This window comes from Bellilinea sp. (assembly GCF_053501535.1).
The window spans coordinates 44,938-61,881 of sequence record NZ_JBRCOK010000025.1; the positions used below are offsets into that span (position 1 = coordinate 44,938).

Annotated in this window: 18 protein-coding genes; 5 read left to right on the forward strand and 13 right to left on the reverse strand. The window is 46.6% G+C overall.

Annotated elements, in window-relative coordinates; all coding sequences use genetic code 11:
- Positions 1–302 precede the first annotated feature (302 nt).
- Positions 303–1,199 carry a hypothetical protein gene (locus tag ACWIZX_RS02085; protein ID WP_448334672.1) on the reverse strand — a complete coding sequence of 299 codons (897 nt, stop codon included), beginning with the start codon at positions 1,197–1,199 and terminating at the stop codon, positions 303–305.
- Positions 1,200–1,615: 416 nt separating this feature from the next.
- Here ACWIZX_RS02085 and ACWIZX_RS02090 point away from each other — a divergent pair, with 416 nt between their 5' ends.
- The 3 genes from ACWIZX_RS02090 (at position 1,616) to ACWIZX_RS02100 (ending at position 5,122) form a co-directional block, all read left to right on the forward strand.
- Complete coding sequence (locus ACWIZX_RS02090) at positions 1,616–1,813, forward strand: hypothetical protein (RefSeq protein ID WP_448334673.1); 198 nt, start codon at positions 1,616–1,618, stop codon at positions 1,811–1,813.
- 114 nt (positions 1,814–1,927) lie between these two features.
- Entirely contained in the window at positions 1,928–2,629 is a 702-nt protein-coding gene (locus ACWIZX_RS02095) for a zinc ribbon domain-containing protein (RefSeq protein ID WP_448334674.1), read from the forward strand.
- A gap of 15 nt (positions 2,630–2,644) precedes the next feature.
- Positions 2,645–5,122, forward strand: a complete 2,478-nt coding sequence (locus tag ACWIZX_RS02100; protein ID WP_448334675.1) for a HEAT repeat domain-containing protein — start codon at positions 2,645–2,647, stop codon at positions 5,120–5,122.
- 5 nt (positions 5,123–5,127) lie between these two features.
- Here the strand turns inward: ACWIZX_RS02100 and ACWIZX_RS02105 are convergent, their stop codons facing one another.
- The 12 genes from ACWIZX_RS02105 to ACWIZX_RS02160 all read right to left on the reverse strand — a co-directional run bounded on the left by ACWIZX_RS02105 (position 5,128) and on the right by ACWIZX_RS02160 (position 14,794).
- Positions 5,128–5,451: a hypothetical protein gene (locus tag ACWIZX_RS02105; RefSeq protein WP_322792675.1), complete on the reverse strand. Its 324-nt coding sequence runs from the start codon at positions 5,449–5,451 to the stop codon at positions 5,128–5,130.
- Positions 5,452–5,455: 4 nt separating this feature from the next.
- Positions 5,456–5,719: a YggT family protein gene (locus tag ACWIZX_RS02110; protein WP_416181034.1), complete on the reverse strand. Its 264-nt coding sequence runs from the start codon at positions 5,717–5,719 to the stop codon at positions 5,456–5,458.
- The gene (locus ACWIZX_RS02115; protein WP_322792674.1) at positions 5,712–6,458 is read right to left on the reverse strand and encodes a YggS family pyridoxal phosphate-dependent enzyme; all 747 of its coding nucleotides are present in this window, start codon (positions 6,456–6,458) and stop codon (positions 5,712–5,714) included. Before ACWIZX_RS02115 ends, ACWIZX_RS02110 begins: the two co-directional genes overlap by 8 nt.
- Before the next feature lie 18 nt (positions 6,459–6,476).
- The gene (gene pgeF / locus ACWIZX_RS02120) at positions 6,477–7,262 is read right to left on the reverse strand and encodes a peptidoglycan editing factor PgeF (protein WP_322792673.1); all 786 of its coding nucleotides are present in this window, start codon (positions 7,260–7,262) and stop codon (positions 6,477–6,479) included.
- A gap of 4 nt (positions 7,263–7,266) precedes the next feature.
- The gene (locus tag ACWIZX_RS02125) at positions 7,267–8,286 is read right to left on the reverse strand and encodes a DUF2085 domain-containing protein (RefSeq protein WP_448334676.1); all 1,020 of its coding nucleotides are present in this window, start codon (positions 8,284–8,286) and stop codon (positions 7,267–7,269) included.
- Positions 8,283–8,819 carry a TlpA family protein disulfide reductase gene (locus tag ACWIZX_RS02130; protein WP_322792671.1) on the reverse strand — a complete coding sequence of 179 codons (537 nt, stop codon included), beginning with the start codon at positions 8,817–8,819 and terminating at the stop codon, positions 8,283–8,285. The genes ACWIZX_RS02125 and ACWIZX_RS02130 overlap by 4 nt, the downstream gene beginning before the upstream one ends.
- Positions 8,820–8,830: 11 nt before the next feature.
- Positions 8,831–9,559 carry a cytochrome c biogenesis CcdA family protein gene (locus ACWIZX_RS02135; protein ID WP_448334677.1) on the reverse strand — a complete coding sequence of 243 codons (729 nt, stop codon included), beginning with the start codon at positions 9,557–9,559 and terminating at the stop codon, positions 8,831–8,833.
- A 13-nt stretch (positions 9,560–9,572) separates the two neighbouring features.
- The gene (locus tag ACWIZX_RS02140; protein ID WP_322792691.1) at positions 9,573–10,685 is read right to left on the reverse strand and encodes a L,D-transpeptidase; all 1,113 of its coding nucleotides are present in this window, start codon (positions 10,683–10,685) and stop codon (positions 9,573–9,575) included.
- A gap of 65 nt (positions 10,686–10,750) precedes the next feature.
- Positions 10,751–12,280 (reverse strand): HAL/PAL/TAL family ammonia-lyase, encoded by a 1,530-nt coding sequence (locus tag ACWIZX_RS02145; protein ID WP_448334678.1) that lies wholly within the window; start codon positions 12,278–12,280, stop codon positions 10,751–10,753.
- Between the two features lie 15 nt (positions 12,281–12,295).
- Positions 12,296–13,003 (reverse strand): diacylglycerol/polyprenol kinase family protein, encoded by a 708-nt coding sequence (locus ACWIZX_RS02150; RefSeq protein ID WP_322792668.1) that lies wholly within the window; start codon positions 13,001–13,003, stop codon positions 12,296–12,298.
- A 35-nt stretch (positions 13,004–13,038) separates the two neighbouring features.
- Positions 13,039–13,491: an SsrA-binding protein SmpB gene (smpB, locus tag ACWIZX_RS02155; RefSeq protein WP_322792667.1), complete on the reverse strand. Its 453-nt coding sequence runs from the start codon at positions 13,489–13,491 to the stop codon at positions 13,039–13,041.
- 19 nt (positions 13,492–13,510) lie between these two features.
- A complete protein-coding gene (locus ACWIZX_RS02160; RefSeq protein WP_322792666.1) occupies positions 13,511–14,794 on the reverse strand; it encodes an MFS transporter in 1,284 nt (427 codons plus the stop codon).
- Positions 14,795–14,810: 16 nt separating this feature from the next.
- On the opposite strand from ACWIZX_RS02160, the gene ACWIZX_RS02165 reads away from it, so the two are divergent.
- Positions 14,811–15,989: an aminotransferase class V-fold PLP-dependent enzyme gene (locus ACWIZX_RS02165; protein WP_322792665.1), complete on the forward strand. Its 1,179-nt coding sequence runs from the start codon at positions 14,811–14,813 to the stop codon at positions 15,987–15,989.
- Positions 15,990–16,017: 28 nt separating this feature from the next.
- Positions 16,018–16,941: a patatin-like phospholipase family protein gene (locus ACWIZX_RS02170; RefSeq protein WP_448334679.1), complete on the forward strand. Its 924-nt coding sequence runs from the start codon at positions 16,018–16,020 to the stop codon at positions 16,939–16,941.
- The last annotated feature ends 3 nt before the right edge of the window (positions 16,942–16,944 follow it).

Sequence of the window (16,944 nt, forward strand, 5' to 3'; positions counted from 1 at the left end):
ATGGATAATCACAACCAGATTGAAGCCCAATGGTTGAGGGAAAATATAGGCCAGCCACCCCGGCGGGTACCACAATCCTGACAGCGGATTGGCAGCAAAAGGGTAGCCTCCGAAAATCAAATCTGACCACAGGGGAAGAACCCCAAAATTCTTAATACTATTCACCAGATAAATGGCATTCGGCAGGTGAGTGATCGTCAGATCGGAAAATTCAGAATACCTTGGATAGAAAAAATTTGCGGAACGCATTATCCAGGGCATAAGGGGAATAACCAGAATCAGATACCACCATTTTTTGCGGATCATGAATTTCGTCTCATTTGATAAATGAGGATTTGCTCATTTTCATAAACAAGTGACAGCTTTTGACTCCAACCGGCAGGGGGAGTATCCAGGCTTTTTGTCCAGACAATATAATCCACTGGATACTGTTCAAAAAATTGATCCAGAAGATCATCCTCAATTCTCTTATTGTAAAATAGGTCAAGCCATCTTAATGTTTCTTCCGCATGGATCGTTTCAAACGGATGCCCATAAACCACCCGGCAATTTGTATGGGCAGGGATGAGCAATCCAATATTCTCAGGCGCCAATATGACTGATCTTTTGTCGCAAATTTCCTGTTGCATCCATTTCAGAGCAATATGTTCAGATTGTGTTAGATATAAAGGAGATTGATTTTGGACAAAAGCTTGCCAGGCGCCCAGAAGCAAAAAAAGATTGGTCAAAACACTGACCGGCAAAATAAACCAGAACCATTTTCGAAACTTGGGCATTTGATAATTAACAACTTTACCCAACCCAATAATCGCTAAAATCCCAACCGGAATTAACCAACCCAATAAAAACCTTCGTTGAAGCGCAAACGGAAAATAGGCGAGGCCAATTCCGCTGATGAACCAGGCTACCGTTAAATTGAGATTCGAATCACGGTCTTTGAAAACCCAGAAAATTAATTCAATCAACGCCAGCAAAATCAGCGGGGCAAATGAGATGAGAACCATAGGCAGTGAGGGGGTTGGCGTCTGATTTTGATTATTCCATTCTGCCAGTAAAGGATCGGATAGTATCGCCGCATATTGATAGATCAGAACGATTCCAGATGGCAAAAAATAAACCAAAGGCAGTTTCCATTGTATGGTTTGGCGTTGGATCAGCAGTAATAGATTATAGATCACACTCACCGTTACCCCAACCACCACTCCAAAAGGTAAAATGATCCCCAATGCTGCACCTAAAAAAGGATCATACCAGTGCACCCGCCCCCCTTCTTGCTGGTATCGACTCAAAAACAAGAGCAATAACCCACTACCCAACGGGAAGTGCGGATTTGCGATCAGGGTTAAGAAAGGATAGGCTTCGGCAACCCAAAAATCCATTGTAAAAACACCCAACAAACCCGCAAGCCAGCCCAATCCCGAACCAAATAAAATCACCGCAAAAAGATAATTGTGGGTGGTTTCAAGCCATTTAACTTGAATGGAGCGTAAAAATGCGTTTAACCCACAAATAAAAACAGCCGCTGCAATCATACGGGCGAGATGAAAAACAAAAATTGGCTGCAGATTGAGTATTCTGGCAATATGTCCAAGCAGAATGTAAAACAAGAAAAGGTATGCGCCTGGTCCTTCTTGCGGTGTATAAGGCAAATGAAAAATCCATTCGCCTCTTACACCAATTTGCATTTTTGCCAGATAGCTGTACCCATCACTTGGGTTCAACAACAAACCGCTGTAAATGTGATGCTCGTCCTGAAACAGCAAACCTGCCAGAAATGGCAACAGGCTTAGAATTAAGCCAAGGAGAACAATAACTCGAGAGGTTTTTTGGGACATAGGGGAATTCGAATTGAAGTATACTTGAGAAGAAAAGTCACCGCAATTCAAAAAAGACATCTTGATCTAAAAATATTCTCCCGAACAAACCCATGAGTCAATCTTTTCATCTGTACCAACTGCAAAAGGTAGATACCCGACTGGACCAAATTCAGCAAAGGATTACCTCAATCCTGCAACAGATTGAGAACGACTCCCGCTTGAAAAATGCCAGAGACCTGCACAACCACGCCGCCGAAAAGCTCAACCGCATCCAGCACGAATTAAAAAAGATTGAACATGATGTCGAAACCCGCCGCTTGAAACTGGAACAAAGCGAAGCCAACTTGTATTCCGGCAGGATCAAAGTTCCCAAAGAACTTCAAGACTTACAAAACGAAGTCGCCGCTCTAAAACGGAGTATAGCCGGTTTAGAAGATCAACAGCTTGAAGTCATGATTCAGATGGAAGAGGCAAAAAAGGAATACGATCAACTCCAACAAACCCTTCTCCAGGTTGAGGCCGAAGTTGCTCAAAGTCATTCTGGATTGATGGGTGAAAAAACTCGACTGGAAAATGATCAGCAAAGACTGATGATCGAAAGACAGGCGATTGTTTCTCAAATTCAGCCGGCTATGCTCGCGGAATACGAAAACCTTCGTAAAATAAAACAGGGGATTGCTGTCGCAAGGGTTGAGGATTCATCCTGCACAGCGTGTGGGGCAGGACTTACGCCGGCTCAATGCCAATCTGCCCGATCCCCTTCTACTGTATTTTACTGCCCATCTTGTGGCAGAATTATCTATGCGGGTTAGGCGATTATGTTTGGGATGGATGATTTCGCTTTAGATCGCATTTCCTTCTGGCTTGGATTTATCGGCGGAACCCTTTTCTGGTTGCTGATAAATCGACTCTGGAAAGGAATGCCGTTCATCCGCCAGACCATCCAGCAAGTCGTGGATGCCAATCGAAGAAAAAGAATGTCCGGCGTCGAAAGCGCGCTCAGGCAAGATGCCCTTCGTAGAGCACAACGCAATCACCTGAGCGCTTCTTTATTCTCCCTCGATGAAATTTTGGTCGAACCTCATGTGCTTGCACCCCCTCCCCAGGTAGACCCACAAACGCCAATCAGTATTGAACGCTATGCTTCTCGCATCCTGCCTTTTTTGCCGGAATTTCCTCAATTCGCGGTTCGCTTTGGCAGCCCCCGCTTAACCATCTTTGAAGCATTGCAAGGTGAATGTCATCTTGCACTGCTGGGTGATGCCGGTGCGGGAAAATCTACCGCCCTGGCGTACTTAACTTCCACAATTGCCCGTCAGGATGAAAAAGCGGGTAAATGGGGGGATTTTTTACCAATCTATCTTCACATTCTTGATCTGGATTTCCAAAGCACACCCAAAAATGATCTTTTGGATCCGATCATCAAAGCTATTTCCGCCACCGCTCCCGTGACCTCATTACCCCAAATTCCCGGGTTTATCCGCCTCACCTTTCAGGAAGGAAGGGCTATTTGCATTTTTGATGGACTTGATGAATTGAACAAAGAGCAATTTTCTCTTGTTCATTCTTATCTGAAGGAGTTAACCAGCCAGTACCCATCCGTCCGTATCGTTGTTTCAGCTGGCAACCAATATATGAATGGTTTAAACCGGATTGGATTTGAGCCTTTTGTCATAGCCGGTTGGACAAAAGCGGAATTGACCGATTTTATCAACCGCTGGGGCGTATTATGGAACAATTTGATTGGTGTTTCCGCCTCTCAACAGCAAAATCTGGAAATTTTGGATAATTTACTGGTCACGAACTGGCTTGGTTACGATCCGCTCTATTACACCCCACTACAATGGACACTAAAGGTCTGGGGAACCTACGCAGGCGACCTGACCGGCAATGAAGAATATAAGGCGATTTCAGCCTGTTTGATCAGGCAAACTCAATATCGCGTGCCAATTACCGCAATGGGTCTGCTGGCGAATGCCATGCTTCGCCAACGCTCAGCATTTCTAGATTTTTCGGATGCGGAAAAGACACTTTCCAGCGTTCGGTTGAATCAAGATGAAGAGGAAAAACTGATACAAGAGGAAAAAATTAGCACCCCACCCTCTTTGCAAAAAGAGATGAGCGCAAAACCTGTGACCTCCGGCGGCCGGATTTTATCCATTATGCTGGATTCTGGAATTCTTACAGAACATCAGGGAGACCAAGTGAGATTTTCTTCTCCAGTCTGGACGGGTTATCTGGCGGCAACTCAATCCTCACCTGCTGACTTCTCCCCGCCCTCCACGGTATATTCCTCAGTCGAGGATGAATATTATCACTACATGGCAATATTTCATCCCGGTAATTGGCTTGAAAGTTATCTGAAACAGGATGCATCCCCCTTCTACACCAATCTGATCAACGGTCTGCGCTGGATCAAGGACACACCATCCAATCACCCGGCGCGTTCATTGGTATTGAGAATAAGCATTCCCTATCTGCAAAACGAGATGCTCCCCTATTCTTTGCGCTTACGTATCCTGGCTGGTAGTGCTTCCTCAAATGATCCGGCATTAACTTTGCTTTTTAAGCAGTTTCTAACTCACTCTTCACCGGCTATGCGTTCCATTGCTGCCTTGGGATGTGGAGCATTACAGGACAGTAAAACTATTCCCAATCTCATTTCTCTGCTCAATGATGAAAACCCCGACACTCGCATTTCGGCCTGCTTTGCTCTTGCCTGTTTTGAAAACCCGGAAGCTGAAAGAGCCATTAAAGATTGTATCCATTTTGCAGATGAAACGTTGCGCTTAGCCGCAGCTGAAACCCTGGCATTGGATACCCAAAAAGGACATGCCTGCCTCAAAGAACTGGTCGAATCGGAGGACTTGCTCGTCAGACGTTCAGCAGTGTTTGGTTTATCTTTGATTCAAAGCGATTGGGTGGTTGACTTGCTGGAAAAGATTGCTGTTGAAGACAGCCAATGGGTTGTCCGCAATGCCGCCGGCCAGGCATTGGAAAATCGTCAAAAATCGAATCCCTTTATCCCCAAACGACAAAAAGAACCGGCTGATACTTCATGGTTGATCGCCTTTGCCGCCAAAAGAGGTTTGGGTATTTCCAAAGGCGATCCGGCAATTCCGCTTCTTTTTGAAGTGCTCGCAAACGGCAGCGATGATGAAAAGATTGCCGCACTGTGGTTTTTACGTCATCATCCTCAGGATAAGGTGATTTCCCAAATCTATCCCTTGCTGTTTTCCAATCAACTGGAAATGCGGGATACGGCCAATTTTGCCCTGTGGTTTATGTCCCTTTGTAATAATTAATTCTTTTATGAGGGGATTTTTGCTACTCTCCCAACAATTTGCTGAACCTGTTCCACACTGACACCGATAATGCTGATCAGTTTATTGGTTGAATTTTTACCGCCAATGATTTCAAAACAGTTAAGGGGCACTCCAAACAATTCCGACAAGTACCTCAACAATTCAGCATCAAGTGTTGAATCACCCTGTGGATTGACCATTCCTATCTGCAGGGTACCGTCAGGTAATACTTTTTCAATTTTGTTCGCTTTGGCATTCAAATGCAGGCTGACGGTAATTGCTGAACCAGCTTTTGCATCGTGGAAACGGGGTTTCTTTGGATTTGCCATTTGACTACCTGAAAGAAGCTAGCAGCGAAATTAATAAAGTTTCCACAACTTGAATTAATATGATGAGAATCAATGGGCTGAAATCAATCATACCCAACGGCGGTACAACCCGTCGAATTGGATTAAGCAATGGCTCAACAATTCGGTCCAGATTTGAACGGAGCGGGTGGTAAGGCGACATAAAATACGAAAGCACAACACTGACAATGACAACAATTAATAACAAACTGCCGATAGCTTGAATTAAAGAAATTAATAGATCAATCATAGGTTCGACCTTTCTGATAGTCTCTCGGCCCTAAAATTGCCTGACCGATTCTCACCAGGGTAGCACCTTCCATGATCGCAGCAGGAAAGTCAGCGCTGGTACCCATGGATAATTCTGTAAGGTTAAGGTGTGGCAACTTTGCCTGTAAAAAATCTCTAAGCAGTCTAAGCTGACGAAAAAAACCTTGTGCTTCCTGTAAGGTGGAAGTTAGAGGTGGCATCGTCATCAAACCGCAGATTTGAAGGTGTGAAAAAGCCTGAATTTGTTCAATTTCCGTAATCAATTCAGGCCAACGGTCTCTCTCCCTGGCTAACCAGCCATACTTGGATTCCTCACCCCCCACATTAAACTCCAACAACACCCTTAAGTATTTTTTCTGTTCCTCGAGCAACCGCTCCAGCTTTTCTGCAATCCGCACGCTATCCACTGAATGCATCCAGTCAAAATGAGCGGCAACCAGTTTGGCTTTTCGACTTTGAAGGTGTCCAATCATGTGCCATTCCACATCTTCAACACCGTGGAGAGCATTGATTTTTTCAGCGGCTTCTTCCGGGTAATTTTCACCAAAACAGTGGATGCCGGCTTGAATTGCCGCTTTGATGACCTCCACCGGTTGACTCTTAGACACAACAACGATTCGAACTTCCGCCGGATTTCTGCCACACTTTAAGGCTGTCCGATGGATTTCTTCCTGTACCCTCAGGTAATTGGAACGGATCTCCTCAACACTCAAAGGCATTTTGCCGGATATTCCCTCTCATGATTGATGTAATTTGATTAAGGCTGCAAATCGGCCTGTACTGCCCTGTTCCGCACGATGAGAAAACCACCGTTCAAGATCACAGGCCGTACACTGTTTCGAAACTTCAATGGATTTTACCCCAACTTCCCTCAAAAGGATTTCATTGGCTGCCCATAAATCAAAATGAATCAAACCGTTGGTTGTGGATAGCACGCGTGACGCTTTGGTCCCAAAAGTTTCTTTCACTTTTCTCGCAACATCTTCCCCAATGAGGTAATGATCTACTCCTATTGAAGGTCCTATCCCGGCAAGAATATTATCCGGTTGACAGTCAAAATGTTCAACCATAAAACGCACCGTTTTTGAGGTGATTTTCTGAACCGTACCCTTCCAACCGGCATGAATCAAACCAATCACCCGTTGAACCGGATCATACAATAAAATTGGAACACAATCTGCAAACCTCATGAACAGGGTGACATCTGGGTTCTTCGTCACAATCGCATCCCCTTTCTCATGAGGCTGATCAAGGGGACGGGATTTTTGTGTAAATATCACTTTATCAGAATGAACCTGCCACACATCAAAAATGGATGAAACTTCTATCCCCAGCGTTTCAAAGATGCGCCGGCGATTTTCAATTACATTCTCACGGCTATCTCCTACCGTTCCACCTAAATTCAGGCTCGCCCAGGGTTGCGGGCTTACCCCTCCCTTACGGGTGAAAACAGCATGGGTAACCTGATTACCAAGCAGTTCAAATTGGTAATACTCTAAGCCATTCGCTTGAATAAATGGCATTCCATCAATTCCCTTCGGATTGAATTTGAGCAACAATCGTTCTTTTTTGGCTCAACAACGTCCTGGTTTCGCGCATACTTTCTTCAATCATCGGAAAGAGATACCAGCCGGTTGTACCACCAAAAAGGACGCCGGTCATTGTTCTCAAGAGAGGGGTACTTTCCCGAAAAACGGGCAATTCAGATAAAAATGACAGCAGGCTGGGCAATTGGGAAAATCCATCTAATCCAATTGGTAACAGACCGAAAATTAGCCAGAGATACCACGGCAATGATTTTATTTTTCTGCCAGAGAGCGAAAAAATCAACCCAAATGCCAGTAGAGATGCATAAATTGCCACATCCCGTTGACATAAGGCAACTTTGAACCCGATTCTGCCTGCCCCATAGCCGATTTCTTCCATTCCGGTAAACTGGCGGGCAAATGCCAGATCGGTTGGGGGTACGCTGAACATCTGCTCGTATGAGGCTAAATTTTGTACCTCTGCAAGGCTGCGCGGGTAGTAAGGCTGCATTCCAAACAGGAACCATGAGCGGAAGGTCAATTGGTGACACAACGGACTGTAAATGGTGTACAGAATCCTCGCAGGCGTTTGAACACCATTCAAAGCCAGCACTGGAGCAAGAAACGGTAAGCCCACATACAGAAAAATAAAGAAATTGATCAACCACATATAGCGGTTGCTCAGCCACAATGAAATTCGGTCGGCTGTGCTGACCTTTCTACCCCGCTCAACCCGTTTTGAATAACTTTCATCACCTACTGCATTCAGATGTCTGGCACGATCGAGTGCTGCCCCCAACGTTACCCTTAAATCTTGTTCACGAAAGGGGGAACCCAGCCGATATGGCCCAACCTGAACAACCGGAGCGTCCTTCTCATATACAGCTCTCAAACCTTCATCCTGGTCAATAGCAACAACTGCAAGCTGATGCGGATATTCATCTTTCAAGCGGTTCAACATCTCTACCACTGTTTCAACCGCCGGGTCGCCCTGCTTAACGAATAAAGTAACCACCATCATGGGGCTGCTCCAATTTTCTCTAAATAGGATGAGAGAATTTGTTCATCCAGCTGTCCAACGTGCGTGCTCCTCAAGATCCCATCACGATCAATGAAATAGGTTGTCGGGAAACCAAAAACCTGGAATCTTTCCGCAATTTTACCGTCTGCATCCAACAAAACGGGAAAGGTTATTCCTCTTTCCTCAACAAATCGTCGAATGATATTGGCCGGTTCATTATAATTGACACCAAGCACCACAATCCCAGAACTTTCCCGGTAAATGGCTTCAAAAAGGGGCATTTCCTCCTTGCACGGATCACACCACGTTGCCCAAAAATTAACCACAATCGGTTTGCCAACCAGTTCAGAAAAGGTAATCTTTTCCCCATCCAAGGATTCAAGCGAAAAATCTGGAAACTTTTGCCCGCTTTGTGGAATCTGTCGCTCACGTTGGGCGGTCAGCGGTTGGTTACCTCCTAAAAAGATGAGCAATCCCAATAGACCGCCAAACGCTAATCCTCCCAAAAGCAAGATGGCCGATTTCCAATTCACCCTGATCTGCCTCAAAGTCCAAAATCAACAAAAGTACCCAGTTGAGCCAGTTGATTGAAGACTCCCAAAAACAACATCACTCCAACAATAATCATCAACACCCCCATGGCCTTCTCAATGTAAAACATGACTTTCCCATGCTTACGGAGCAATTTTGTAACCCATCCAATTCCCAGCGCCGCCAGTAAAAATGGCACAGCCAGACCCGCAGAGTAAAAGCCTAACAACACCAGTCCTTGATGGATAGAACCGCTATTGATCGCCAGCGTGAGAATCATCCCCAAAACCGGCCCAATACACGGTGACCAGCCGGCCGAGAAAGTAATTCCCAATAAGGCAGAAGAAAACAGACTGCGATTCTGCTGCATTTTGGTCTGGGGACGCAAGTCGTATTCAAGAAAACTGAGACGCAGCAAACCGGTCATGTGCAGCCCAAAAACAATCACAATCAGACCGCCCAGTTTGGACAAAACGCTGCGAAAGTCATATAACAAACTGCCCACCGCCGACATGGTGAGACCAAGCGTCAAAAATACAGCGCTAAAGCCAAGAATAAAAGCCACACCGTGCATCAGCGTATTGAGGGTGTTAATTCGCTGCGGTTCGGTTTGGGCTGCTGCCACAGAACGACCACTCAGATAACCAATATAAGCAGGGATCAGTGCAAAAACACAAGGGGATAGAAAAGAAGCCAGTCCTGCTAAAAATGCCAAACCTGCCGTCACATTGACCGTTAACATATCCTCTCCGAAATCATTTCTCAATTACGTCCACAATTGTTCCACCCGGCATCCCCACTTGTATATCACCGGGATCATAAGGAACAACCGGTAAAGTCCATCGAAAGATAAAATGAGCATCTTCCGGAGCACAATTAATGCAACCCCGTGAGCGTGGTGTCCCAAAGTCGTTGTGCCAAAAGGTCGAATGGATGGCTACCCCCTCACCGGTGAACAAAGTCGTCCACGCAACACCGGGCAGATCATAACCTGTGCCAGTTTGACCGCCGCTCATATGAATGGATACGGATTTTCTCCAAATCGGATGGGCACCGATGGGTGTTCGCCAGGCTTCTACAACCTCTCCGGCTGCATTCCAGATTGCCCCGGAAGAAATCAGGCAGGCATACACCTCGCTGCGCCCCTCGTAACAGGTTAAAATTTGCCGTGTGGGGGTTACATCTACCACAATGCGCTTATTTTCAACCTCAGGATGAATCGGTTCGAGTTCTTCCGGTTTGAGCGGACGGAACGCTTCAGCTGCTGCCCAGAAAACATCTCCGTAAGAACCAAAGCGTTCATTAACCCGATAAAGAATTTGCCCCTGGGAATTGGCACGAACATCATCCACCCATAAAATTTGACTGTAATAAAGCCGCGGAACGGTATTGTACTCGATCGTATATTTTAGCCACGGAGAAGCCGGTGAACGGTTTTCCAAAAAAATCTGTGTATGGGGTATGGTCACCTCCACCCACATCCCGCGCCCGATGCTGGTTACAGGTAATTCAGTCAACGGCTGGTTAGGCTGGTACTTCACCGGTTGAAGGCTGGGGGCGTAAACGAAACCATCCGGTGTTTCGACCCAGCGCCGGCTTTGTCTTCCCAAAGGCGCTTCGCCGATGACCTCCCGCAGCCAGATGACTACCGCATCCTCATACAATTCCCCCACCGAATCCGCCTCAACGGATGGCTTTTTACGCACATTGACTTTACCAACGCATACTCTTCCCAACCGTTCAGCATCCGGCCATTCCCGAACCAGATCGCCCCACACTTTCCAAGGGCGCATAGCCAGACTGCCCAAACCAAATAAACCCAGTTTGAGAAAGTTCCTTCGAGATAAGCGGGTTTCTGCCCATTTCATAGTCAAAAAGATAACCAGAAAAATCTAATTTGTCAATCAACACTCAATTAAAAGCACATAAGAGTTTACCACACCAATTGCCCGCTTTCGATTAACTGTTCAATAATTGCAATCTCAGGCGCCCACCATGCGTCCCCTTGCCGGTAAGGCACATGATCTCTCAACAAAGACCACAAGTGTTGTGTTCCTTGTCCTAAATGGTGTTTAGGCATCTGCCTCATGCGCAAGTCAACCGCCCGAGCCGCGGTATAAAGCTCAATCGCCAACACTCGCTGCGTGTTGCGTAAAATCCTCCAGCAGTGACGGGCGGCTGTCATGGCATTGGCATTGTGATCCTCCTGCCCGCCGGAGGTGGGCAATGAATGCACACTATCGGGATGTGCCAGTGTTTGATTTTCCAGCACCAGGGAGGCCGCTGTGTAATGCGGCATCATCAAGCCTGAATTGAGCCCCGCAGCATCCGGAGAATCAACCAGCATGGGCGGCAGTCCGCCGTTTAATTTCGCATCCAATAACCGAAAAGTCCTTCTTTCCGAAATTGCAGCCAGTTCCGCCAGTGCAATCCCCAGAAAATCCATTACCAGACCAATCGGCTCACCGTGAAAATTCCCACCAGAAAGCGCAACATCCGGCTCAAACAGTAAGGGATTGTCGGTTGCTGCGTTCAATTCTTTTTGAATAATCCGTTCGGTAAATTCAATCGTTTCAAGAATCGTCCCATGAACCTGAGGGGTACATCTCAGTGAGTAAGCATCCTGAACACGACAGGCTGCATCAATAAATGTGCTGCCTTTTATCTCTGCTCTGATTTCACTGGCTACGCGCAATTGCCCGTCCTGGTCGCGAACCTGATGAATCCGTTCATCAAATGCTGATGAACAACCCAGCAACGCCTCCAAACTTAAAGCCGTGGCTTTATTCGCAATATGAATTGCCTGGTAAGCGTCATGAACAATCAAGGCTGCCATTGCAGCGCTGAAGGTTGCTCCATTATTGATCGCCAATCCTTCTTTTGGTCCAAGAACCAAACGAGGAATTCCCGCCAGTTTCATCGCCTGTTTGCCGGTCAGAATTTCTCCTCCATATTCAGCCCAACCTGATTCTTCCTCACGATCCGCATCATCGGTTGTGAACACCAATGCCAGATGAGATAAAGGGCTTAAATCACCTGAAGAACCAAGCGAGCCTTGCTGCGGTACCAGCGGTGTCACCTTTTTGTTCAGCATTTGCACCAGTGTCTGGGCAACTTCCTCGCGCACACCCGAATAACCCTTTACCAGCGTATTGGCACGAACCAGCATAGCTGCCCGCACAACCTCCCCAGGCAATGGATCACCCACTGCTACAGCATGGCTCAGAATCAAATTTCGGCTGAGGCGGTTGCTATCTTCAATTGGGATGCGCTTCTCCGAAAAAATACCAAAGCCGGTATTGATTCCATATACAGCCTGATTGGATTTTAGAATTGTCTCTAAGACATCGCGGGATCGTCTTAAGTTTTCTTTCCCCTCGGGAGCAATCTCCACTTCTTCACCATAACGCGCAACAGATACCAGGCTTTGAATATCCAGGTGATTGCCATCAAGTCGAATCATTGGGTGCCTCTTGGGTTAGAAAAGCAGATGACCAAATGCAACACAAACCAGCGGTACGGTCAGGTTATCAATATCTCTCATGGGTAACGATTCGACCAGTGTTGCTATTAACGCCAGAATGGTTACCGGGAAAAAGAGCGAAGAAAGTGCCACGGAAAATTTACCGGCAAATACAAAAACCACCAGAATAAGAATTGAAAAAAGCCACCCCGCCAGGAACATCGTAGCTGTTCCCATCCATGTTTTTCTTGGCGACCAGGGAATTGGTTGACTGGGCAGTCTCTTGCCGATCACATCTGCCAGTCCATCACCACCACACATCATCATCAAAGCCGTGATTCCGATGGGCGAGTCATACCAGTACACAATGGTAAGAATGACAAAAACAATGCCATAATAGAGCGGCCCCTTTAGAATTTCGCGCGGGTCGCCACTGCGCGACATCCCGTCCACCGCCGCCTGATCTCGAATAACCCCAATTCCAATCAGAAAAAATTGAACCGTGATGGCAAAAGGCACCAGTGCAGCCAGCCATCGGGAGGATGGCTCATCAGCAAACAACAACCAGCATAAAACAAAGATTGGACCTGTCCCGGCGTGAATGATTTTACGGCTCAATTGGGAACTTACCCAACCCCGATGGGCAAGGTAATCATTAAACCGTAACCATAGCAAGGCTAAGGCGAAAGTTACAGCCAGGGCTAGCCAGTTATTTCCAAGCATTTTGAACCCCCAGAATGAACGGGGTCAACATTGCCTTATAAATCACGTCCTCGTTCTCTTTCGATTTCTCTGGTCTGATCACGCTTGGCAATCTCATGGCGCTTATCATACAATTTTTTCCCCTTTGCAATGGCAATTTCCACTTTGGCTTTGCCCTCCTTCAAATATACCTGAACCGGAACAATGGTCACGCCCTTCTGACGTACTGCATTCCAGAGCTCTCTTATTTCCCTTTTATGAAGGAGTAACTTGCGTGGCCGGCGGGGGTCATGGTTGAAGCGGTTGGCTTGTTCGTAGGGAGCGATGTGAGCATTAATCAGCCAGGCTTCCTTGCCATCAGTCTGCACATAGGCTTCTGCCAGGCTGATCTGACCTGCTCGAATGGATTTGATTTCACTCCCCTGAAGCGCGATTCCCGCCTCAAAAGTGTCCAGTAAAAAATATTCAAAACGAGCTTTGCGGTTCGTGGCAACAACTTTCACAGACATATCAGCGATTTTAACACATCTACTTCCAGCGGACTATGTTCAACCCCGACCAAAACCGGAAGATCGCAAAAAAGAATAATGCCCAACGAATGCCAATCAGTGAACTCACCCATGGACCAATCAGAGAACCCAAAAGAATACCTGCGTTGGCGAACAAATTAAACCATGCAAGATGCGCAGAGCGTGTCTCGCTGGGAGCTTTTTCCAGAACAAAATTAAACATCGCGCTACTCGCCAAGCCCCAACCCGTCCCACCCAGCAAGTGGGCAGCCAGATAAGGCAAAGCGCCATGCGAAAGGCTCAGAATAAATGGATACCCGGACAAAAAGATTAATCCCAGCCCGGTAATCTTCTGGTTACCCAACCGCCCCACCAGTCTTGACACCTGACTTGAAATCATCAACATGGCAAGGAAAAAGATGGCGTTGGCAACGCTGATCACCTGGTCCGACACCCCCAATACCTTAACCGCAAAAACGGGGAATAAAGGTAGTGGAAGAAATTGAGCAAAATGAAAAGAAAACATCATCCATAAGACCGAACGAAAGGGACTCTTAATAATTTCGATATGCAGGTCTTTTGTTAAGAGAATTTCAAATGGCTTCTTAGGTTGATTTTCCGTGATTTCCGATTCATCTCTTTGCTTTTCAGGTATAAATTTCACTCCATCCTCTTGTTGGATGGGAGGGCGAATCAACCCTAAATGCAAGGTGGAAAGTGCTGCGCTGAAAAATCCAATAGCAAAAACAATCTGATAACCCAGTGGAAAAACAAAATGATTCAAAATATACCCACAGGTTAACGAGGTTACAATCGAAACTATGGCAAAAAAGACATTGCGGACACCTGCAATTTGCGCGCGGTCTTGAATAGGAATTGCTTCGGCAAACAAGGCATTGAACGCCACACCCAAACCGGTTGCAGGAATGTGCATCAGGAAAACCATTGCAAGAATTACAGGAACTTGAATTTCAATCGGTAAACGGGAAGGGATCAGGAAAAGGGGAAAATAAAAAAGCCGCATCAGGAGCGCGGTAATCAAGGTCGCTCTGCGTTTGGATTGCGGCTCAATCCATGCCCCAAAAGGCAGCGAAAACAACAAAGCCATGATGGCAGGCGCAGCATTGATAAGACCAATTTGTTGGGCGTTTGCCCCGATCCGGGTGGCATACACTGCCAGAAATGAAAGCACACTGCCATTCATCACCCCAAACCAGATCACATCAGCATAAAAATGATAAAAATTGCGTTTTGCCTGTGAAGAGGCTTGAGGTGGTAAGATTGAAATTAAACGGAATGCCATAGCGGAGACCAATGGTATGAATGCCCAAACAGATTACTCAAAATCACCTTATCGCTCTTTGTTTTTACTGAGACCGGATATCGTCTTTCTTAATCACGGTTCTTTTGGAGCCACCCCGATTCCCGTTTTTGAACGTTATCAGTACTGGCAGAGAGAACTCGAACGCCAGCCGGTTGAATTTTTGGGGCGCAGGGCCAAAGAGCTTTTATTTCAATCCCGGTCAGCCTTAGCCGAATATCTTCACACCCAACCCGCCAATCTGGTCTATGTGACCAATGCGACAACCGGCTTGAACATCATTGCCCGCAGTTTGAATCTTTCCAGCGAAGACGAGGTACTGAGCACCGATCATGAATACGGCGCACTGGATCGCACATGGCGTTTCCTCTCTCAAAAGCGCGGTTTCAAGTATATCAATCAGCCGATAAACTTGCCAGTACAAAAACGGGAGCAAATTATTGCAGACCTCTGGAAAGGAGTGACCCCTCGCACTAAGGTAATATTCATCAGCCACATCACTTCTCCTACCGCCTTAATTTTTCCGATTCAGGCGATTTGTGAACGGGCACGCCAAAAAGGGATTTTGACGATTGTGGACGGCGCACATGCCCCCGGACAAATTGACCTACATCTGGAAAAAATTGGAGCAGATTTTTACGTCGGCAATCTCCATAAATGGCTATGCGCACCAAAGGGGTCTGCATTTCTCTATGCGCGTTCAGAAGTGCAAGGGCTGATTGAACCCCTGATCGTTTCCTGGGGCTGGCAAAGTGAACCACCGGGCGAGTCTCCGTTTATAGATTATCTGGAATGGAGCGGCACGCGCGATATTTCAGCCTTTTTAGCAGTATCGGATGCCATTAAGTTTCAACACCAACTTGGATGGGATGAATTGCGCATCCGGTGCCATAAACTTGCCTCCGTGGCGCGTCATAGTATCGAAGAGGTCACAGGTCTTCCGGGGTTGTATCCCGATGATTCTCAGTGGTATGTGCAGATGGGCACTGTACCTTTACCTGAGGGGATTAATGCTCTTGAAGTTCAAGAGCGGTTGTATCGGGAATTTCATGTTGAAATACCCATCACCCGCTGGCGTAATTGTCCTTTGCTTCGCTTTTCAGTACAAATTTACAATGACGAATCAGACATCCTTGCACTAAAAAAGGCTCTCTCTGTTATACTTTGCAAGGTTTGATACGGATTTTTCTCAGAGGAGGACATGGATGACCGAGATCGCATTGGCTTTAGGTGGCGGTGGGGTTAAAGGCATCGCCCACATTGGTGTAATTAAGCGATTGGAAAAAGAAGGTTTTAAAATTCGCGCAATAGCCGGCACCAGTGCTGGCGGTATTGTTGGCGCAGTTTATGCTGCCGGTGTGAACCTTGATCACATTATTTCCGAATTGGGAATGGTCAATCATAAGGACTTTTTTGCCCGAAAACCTGAAGATCCACCTTCACTGCTTGGCTTAGCGGGGTTGGTCAACTTTCTAAATTCCTATCTGGAAGATAAAAATTTTACGGATTTATCAATACCGCTGGCATTGACTGCTGTGGATATCCGCTCCAAACAAGAAATCATCCTCAATAAAGGCAATGTCATTCAGGCAGTGCTGGCAACCGTTGCCATTCCGGGTGTCTTTCCCCCGGTCTACATCAATGATTTTGAATTGGTGGATGGAGGTGTGCTTGATCCCGTCCCTGTTGCGGTTGCCCGCTGGTTGGCACCTCATTTACCTGTTGTGGCAGTATGCCTTTCTCCTACGCCGGAGGAGTGGCGTGAAATGCCAGAATTGAGTGTCCCAATTGAACCGCCACTGCCGCGACCCATTCTTCATCAAATTACCCAATCCAGATTTGCCCAATCCTTACGCATCTTTGTCAATTCAATGGATATTACAGCCCGAATGGTTACCGAACTTCGCTTACAGGTTGAAAAACCGGATGTGATCATTCGACCTGAAGTCCATAATGTTGCTCCTTTGGATCGCGTAGATCCAAAGGAATTGTTAGAGGCTGGCGAACAGAGCGTCATCGAGATTCTTCCCCGTTTGCACGAATCGCTGGCCTGGTATTACCAAATTGTCCGCCGTTTTCGCGGGGCTCAACCTCCCGGAAAAGTGCTGGAAGAGGATATTACCGAGTAGGGG